Annotated in this window: 6 protein-coding genes; 2 read left to right on the forward strand and 4 right to left on the reverse strand. The window is 63.0% G+C overall.

Annotated features, from left to right (window positions below; all coding sequences use genetic code 11):
• Positions 1-369: 369 nt before the first annotated feature.
• The 3 genes from CKO27_RS23275 to CKO27_RS23285 all read right to left on the reverse strand — a co-directional run bounded on the left by CKO27_RS23275 (position 370) and on the right by CKO27_RS23285 (position 3,024).
• Entirely contained in the window at positions 370-1,179 is an 810-nt protein-coding gene (locus tag CKO27_RS23275) for an N-formylglutamate amidohydrolase (protein ID WP_200377297.1), read from the reverse strand.
• Complete coding sequence (locus CKO27_RS23280) at positions 1,176-1,994, reverse strand: transglutaminase-like domain-containing protein (RefSeq protein WP_200377298.1); 819 nt, start codon at positions 1,992-1,994, stop codon at positions 1,176-1,178. The genes CKO27_RS23275 and CKO27_RS23280 overlap by 4 nt, the downstream gene beginning before the upstream one ends.
• A 178-nt stretch (positions 1,995-2,172) precedes the next feature.
• The gene (locus CKO27_RS23285; RefSeq protein WP_200377299.1) at positions 2,173-3,024 is read right to left on the reverse strand and encodes a transglutaminase family protein; all 852 of its coding nucleotides are present in this window, start codon (positions 3,022-3,024) and stop codon (positions 2,173-2,175) included.
• A gap of 176 nt (positions 3,025-3,200) precedes the next feature.
• Between CKO27_RS23285 and CKO27_RS25090 the strand changes: the two genes are divergently transcribed.
• Positions 3,201-3,335, forward strand: coding sequence for a hypothetical protein (locus tag CKO27_RS25090; protein WP_276570203.1), 135 nt, complete (start codon positions 3,201-3,203; stop codon positions 3,333-3,335).
• 591 nt (positions 3,336-3,926) lie between these two features.
• Positions 3,927-4,772 (forward strand): PA4780 family RIO1-like protein kinase, encoded by an 846-nt coding sequence (locus CKO27_RS23290; protein WP_200377300.1) that lies wholly within the window; start codon positions 3,927-3,929, stop codon positions 4,770-4,772.
• 64 nt (positions 4,773-4,836) lie between these two features.
• On the opposite strand, the gene CKO27_RS23295 is transcribed toward CKO27_RS23290, so the two are convergent.
• Positions 4,837-5,220, reverse strand: a complete 384-nt coding sequence (locus CKO27_RS23295; protein ID WP_200377301.1) for an SseB family protein — start codon at positions 5,218-5,220, stop codon at positions 4,837-4,839.
• Positions 5,221-5,397 lie beyond the last annotated feature (177 nt).

Genomic DNA, 5,397 nt, shown 5'->3' on the forward strand with positions numbered 1-5,397 from the left:
GCAAAGGCGATGGCGAGCCCGGCTTGAAGACCATCTGGCTGGGCTTGCCGCGCGTCATGGACTTCGCCGCTGGGATCAAATAGGCCAGGGAGATGTCGGACACGGAGAGTTGTGTGTAATGGGATGGGTTGAAACTGAATGTTGTTGATGGCCATGGCGGCTCTCCTCCTCGCGCTCCGGGTACGGCGTTAGACACCCGTTTAGTCGATTTGTGTCTAGGTCAGGGCGCGTCTGAGGAATGGGGATAATCACCATGATTATAAGCGGGTGATCGGTGCCATCACAAGGCTTGTGCCCGCCGCGTCCACGACCGGCCGGGGTCTCGCTCAAGGCCCGGAAAAGTACAGGGTCGAATCCGCGATGGTCGCGCTATCCCTCGCCAAGTCCCTCGTAAGCCAGCGCCAAGCGCTCCACCCAGGCGGCGATCGACGCGGCTGTCAGCAGTCCGTCCTGGCGGATCTCGATCATCAGATGCGGAATTCCGCGCCCCTCGCCATGGGTGGGCAGGGTGAAATCGTGCGCGTCCTCCACCGCGTAGGGCTGATTGTCTCCGACGAGCCAGTCGCCCTGCGGAACGAGTGTCCGCCGCAGGCGTCTGGCCAGTCGCGGGTCGCGCCCATGGGCCAGACCGATCGGCCAGGGACGCCGCTGGCCGGCGAGCACGGGGGTGAAGCTGTGGAGGCTGAGCAGGCGCGGCGAAGGCTGCGGATGCGCGTCGAGCCGGCGCGCGATGGCCTGGTGGTAGGGCTGGAAGAGGGCGGCGATGCGCGCGGCGCGCGCCAGTGGGTCGAGATCCTGATTGCCGGGAACCTCGATCCCGTCGCTGCGGGTCGGGATCAGCTCGGGACTCTCCAGCGGGCGATTGAGATCGATCACCAGGCGGGAATAGCCACCGAGGATCAGCGTGGCATCGAGTCGCGCGGCCAGCCCGCGGGCGACCGCCGCCGCGCCTGGATCCCAGGCGATGTGCTCGCTCAACTGGCTGGAGCTGAGTCCGAGATCGCCGAGCCGCCTCGGTATCCGGTTCGAGGCATGGTCGCAGACCAGCAGGGCGTTCGCCGTCCCCAGCGGGTTGACCACCTCGAACGGCGGCGGCTCGTCGGGATCGAGCCACGAGGAGCCGCCAGCGGTCCATGGATCCGGCTGGCGGGATGGGTCCCAGACGGTGTTGCTCCTCATGGGCCACTAGTCCCAACCTCGTCGGCCCAAACCCTGAACGACTTGAGCGTGGTGGGGCCGAAGGCGTTGCTGAGCGGGACATCCGCAGCGTCGCGGCCCTGGGCGATCAGCACCCGTCCGATGCGTGGAACCCGGTTGCGTGGATCCAGGGTGTGCCAGCGTCCGCCCAGATAGACCTCCAGCCAGGCGGAGAAATCCATGGGGGCCGGCGTGGGCGGGACACCGATGTCGCCCAGATAACCCGTGCAGTAACGCGCGGGGATATTCAGGCAGCGGCAGAAGGCGATGGCCAGATGGGTGTAGTCGCGGCAGACGCCACTGCGTTCCTGGTAGACCTCGAGCGCGGTCTTGGTGGCGCGGGCATATTGATAGCCGAAGGTGATGTGCTGATGAACGAAGTCGCTGATCGCCTGGACGCGCGCCCAGCCTGGGGGCGTCTGTCCGAACAGGGACCAGGCGGTTTCGGAGAGACGGTCGGTCTCGCAGTAGCGGCTGCCCTGGAGATAGACCAGGGTCTCGCTGGGCAAATCCTCGACGGCGTGCTGGAAGGCCATCGGATCGACCGCGTCGGGCAAGCCGCTGTCGTTGATGATGGCGTCCGCCGTGATGCGGATGTCCCCCGGCGGCGCCACCAGGCGGCTGCACCAGTTGCCGAAGCCGTCGCGATAGGCGGTCATCGGAACCGCGGGCTGGGTGAGGATATGGTCGGGAGAGAGCAGGTCGGAGACCCGGCTGTAATGGACATTGAGGGTCAGGATCATGGGCGTGCTCTGGGGGCACGCATAGATCAATTCGTAGCCGAAACGAATTCGCATCGGGCAACTCCTGGCGCGAGGCCATTGGTGAATAAAGGGTTGGATCGGCTCTGTCCCCATCGCGGCGGGACGCCGCGAACCGGTTCGATGATGATGGCTCAATATCGACGGATTGACAGGATCGGGTCTCCGGCACAGGCACCAAGGTGCCGTGACCGCTATCCGAATTCGCCCGGCGCTAAGCCTTGGAGACCCAGACGCCAACATCCAGGGTGGCGCCGGGAGGTCCGAGGTAGGCGCCGGAGACGGGTGGAACGGACTCGGGCAGACGCGCCACCGCCACCGCGATGTGCTTGGACCCGACGATCTCGCCACTGGATGGATCGAAACCCTTCCAGCCCGCGCCAGGCAGATAGACCTCCGCCCAGGCGTGGGTCGCGCCGAAATCGACCGTCGAGGGTGGTGTCTGGAGGTAACCGCTGACGAAACGAGCGGCCAGTCCCAGGCGCCGAGCGGCCTGCATGAACAGCGACGCGGAGTCGCGACAGGAGCCGGTGCCGAGCTTCAGGGTTTGCTCGACGCTTTGCACGCCGGGCTCTTCGCGGAGCTGATAAGTCAGTTGCTGCTGGATGCGTAGGTTCAGGCGTTGCAGGAGGGCATAGGTCTGAATCGATTCGCCCGGCTTCCATAGGGCCGCGACCCATTTGGCCAGGAGATCATCGTCCCCCGGCTCGTCGGCGTCCAGGTAAGGCGACAGGACCACCCGATCCTCCGCTGAATAAACAAAGGGGTAGTGCACGGCGTCCTCGTCGACCAGGAAATCCAGTGGGGCCTGATTGGAATGCCGGATGATGACCTCGCTCTCGATCAGGAGCTGGCTGGTGGACGCCTCGAATGTCGCGATCGCCACGGAATTGTCCTCCACGTCTCGATGCCAGCGCAGGGTCGCGGGAGGCGTGATCGCCAGTGTCGAGGACTCGATCCGAAGCTCGTGGCTCTCCCTCGGCCGCAGACGTAAGGCATGGGGTTCGAGCCGAATCTCGGCCGGAAAATTGTAGTAGGTGCGATGGAGGATTCGATAGCGCTGCATGATTCACCCTGCTCGGCCCTTCTACGAGAGCGCCGGAGCGCTCGTGACGGATATTCAAATCGGACCCAGACAGGCCGGATAGCGCTGGGCTGAAGCGGCGGCAAGATAAAACCGCGATGGAAACCGCCGACGCCTATACTGCTTGAGTAGCGTTTCACCAATCAGGAGAACATCTCGTGACTAAAGAACGTCAAAGCAACAAAGAAGCCAAGAAAAAACCCAATCTGACCTTGAAAGAAAAACGCAACGCCAAGAAGACCAAACAGGAAACCAAGCCCTTGCTGGGAACCGCTAAGGGCGGCCTGGCCTGATAGGTCGACGCCCCGACGCCTGCCGCCTCTGGCGGGGCGTCGCCAACTCCCGCCCGACTCGCCAACCCACTCTGAACTGGGATGAACTTCCGAAGCCCAGCCTGTCGAACGCCCATTAGGCCATCGCGGCTGGGAGGACTTGCGCTTTCCAGCCTACCACGTCCGAATGACGATCCAAGAATCGCGATCTCCATGGCCGGCGCGCCGCGCGGGCGCGAAGCCCGAGGCTCAATCGAATCGCCGCCAGGCTGGGAATCCGACACAAGCGCGTGACCGAGACCGTCGGAAAATTGCAGAATGCCGGGCTGATTCACCAGGGCCTGGACGACATCACCCTGCCGGACCCTAACCATGGCCTCGTCTCCTTCGCTTGAAGAGAGAGGGAATGGTTCCCACGCCTGCGTTTTGGCGTGGACGATCGCCTTGATTCGCGTGCCGCCGCTGTTTGTCCGAGGGGAAAGGTAAAGGCCCCGAAGGGCGCGGACCGAATCGGTCGCCAGGGTTCTGGATGTTTTACCAGCAATGATCATTCGCCAGGCTTGCCCGGTCCGACCCGAGCGCGGCCTGTCGGTCATGTACGAAAGGACGACGATGAAAGTTCCAAAAAGTCTCGAACCGCTGATGCGCGACGGTCTTGTCGACGAGGTGATCCGCCCGCTCAAGAGCGGTAAGGAGGCCGCCGTTTATGTGGTGCTCTCCGAAGGCGTGGTTCGCTGCGCCAAGATTTACAAGGAAGCGAATAAACGCGGCTTTCACAAACAGGCCCTGTACATGGAGGGCCGGAAGGTGAGGAACAGTCGTCAGGCCCGCGCCCTGGAAAAGGGTTCGCGATTCGGCCGCAAGGAACAGGAAGACCTGTGGCAGAACACCGAGGTCGATGCCCTCTATCGACTGGCCGCCGCGGGCGTCCGTGTTCCACGTCCCTACCACTTCCTTGAGGGCGTGCTGATCATGGAGCTGATCACCGACGAGGAGGGTGTCGCGGCGCCACGACTGAACGATCTCGAACTGAGCAGCGAGCAGGCCCTGGAGTATCACGGCCGGCTGATCGTGGAAGTGGTGAAAATGCTCTGCGGCGGCATCGTCCATGGCGACCTTTCGGAATTCAATGTGCTCATCGACGCCGAGGGTCCGGTGATCATCGATCTGCCCCAGGCGATCGACGCGGCGGCCAACAATCATGCCGCCCGGATGCTGGAACGCGATGTTCGCAATCTGGCGGACTACTTTGGACAGTTCGCGCCCGAACTGCTCTCGACCAGCTATGGCCAGGAGATCTGGTATCTCTACGAGAGCGGCAACCTGACGCCCGACATCAAGCTCACCGGCCATTTCAAGGGCCGCGACAAGGAGCCCGATCTTGAAAGCATCATGAGAGAAATCAACGATGCGCGCGACGAGGCGATCAGACGCCGAGAGGGACGAGACAGCGAATGAGCCTCGGAGCGTACAGAATGGCCGGTACGCGGCACTTGTGGTCGCACCCTGGCTCGCCGACTGGTTACCCCGGTCGGAATAGTTGAGCCACGTCCTGGGCCTCGAAGTCCATGCCGTAGTCGAGCCCCGGATTCAGCATGATGGCGTAACCGACCCCCAGCTTTTCGAGGATCCAGGCGAAATCCGCCACCAGGCCGCCGCCGAAGCCCGGATGGTCCTTGACGAAATCCTTGGCGCGCTCCGGGCTGGTGAAGAGCACCAGCGCCTCGGCGCCCTCCGCGTCGACCAGCTTCAGTGGCTGCGCGAGTTCCTGGGTTTGGAGCCCGCCGATCTGGTGTTTTTCATAGACCGGCATGAAGACCTCCGAGCCGATCAGCGTCTCGATGAAGGATTCGGCCGGGATTCGACCGTCCTGCGCGCGATCAACTGCCGTTCGAGGCTGAGGCATCCCCTAACTATTTATATTTTAAACAAAGACTTAAACAATGGTTGCGGCGCGACAATGAACAGGCACAGGGGATCGTGGTCCTTGGGAAGTGACGAAACCACCCAGGAGACCCCCGATGCCTGTCATCACGATTCTACACCGATGCCTGGATCCGTTACTTCCACACATCTATTGCCG

The organism is Thiocystis violacea, from assembly GCF_016583575.1.
Lineage (GTDB): Bacteria > Pseudomonadota > Gammaproteobacteria > Chromatiales > Chromatiaceae > Thiocystis > Thiocystis violacea.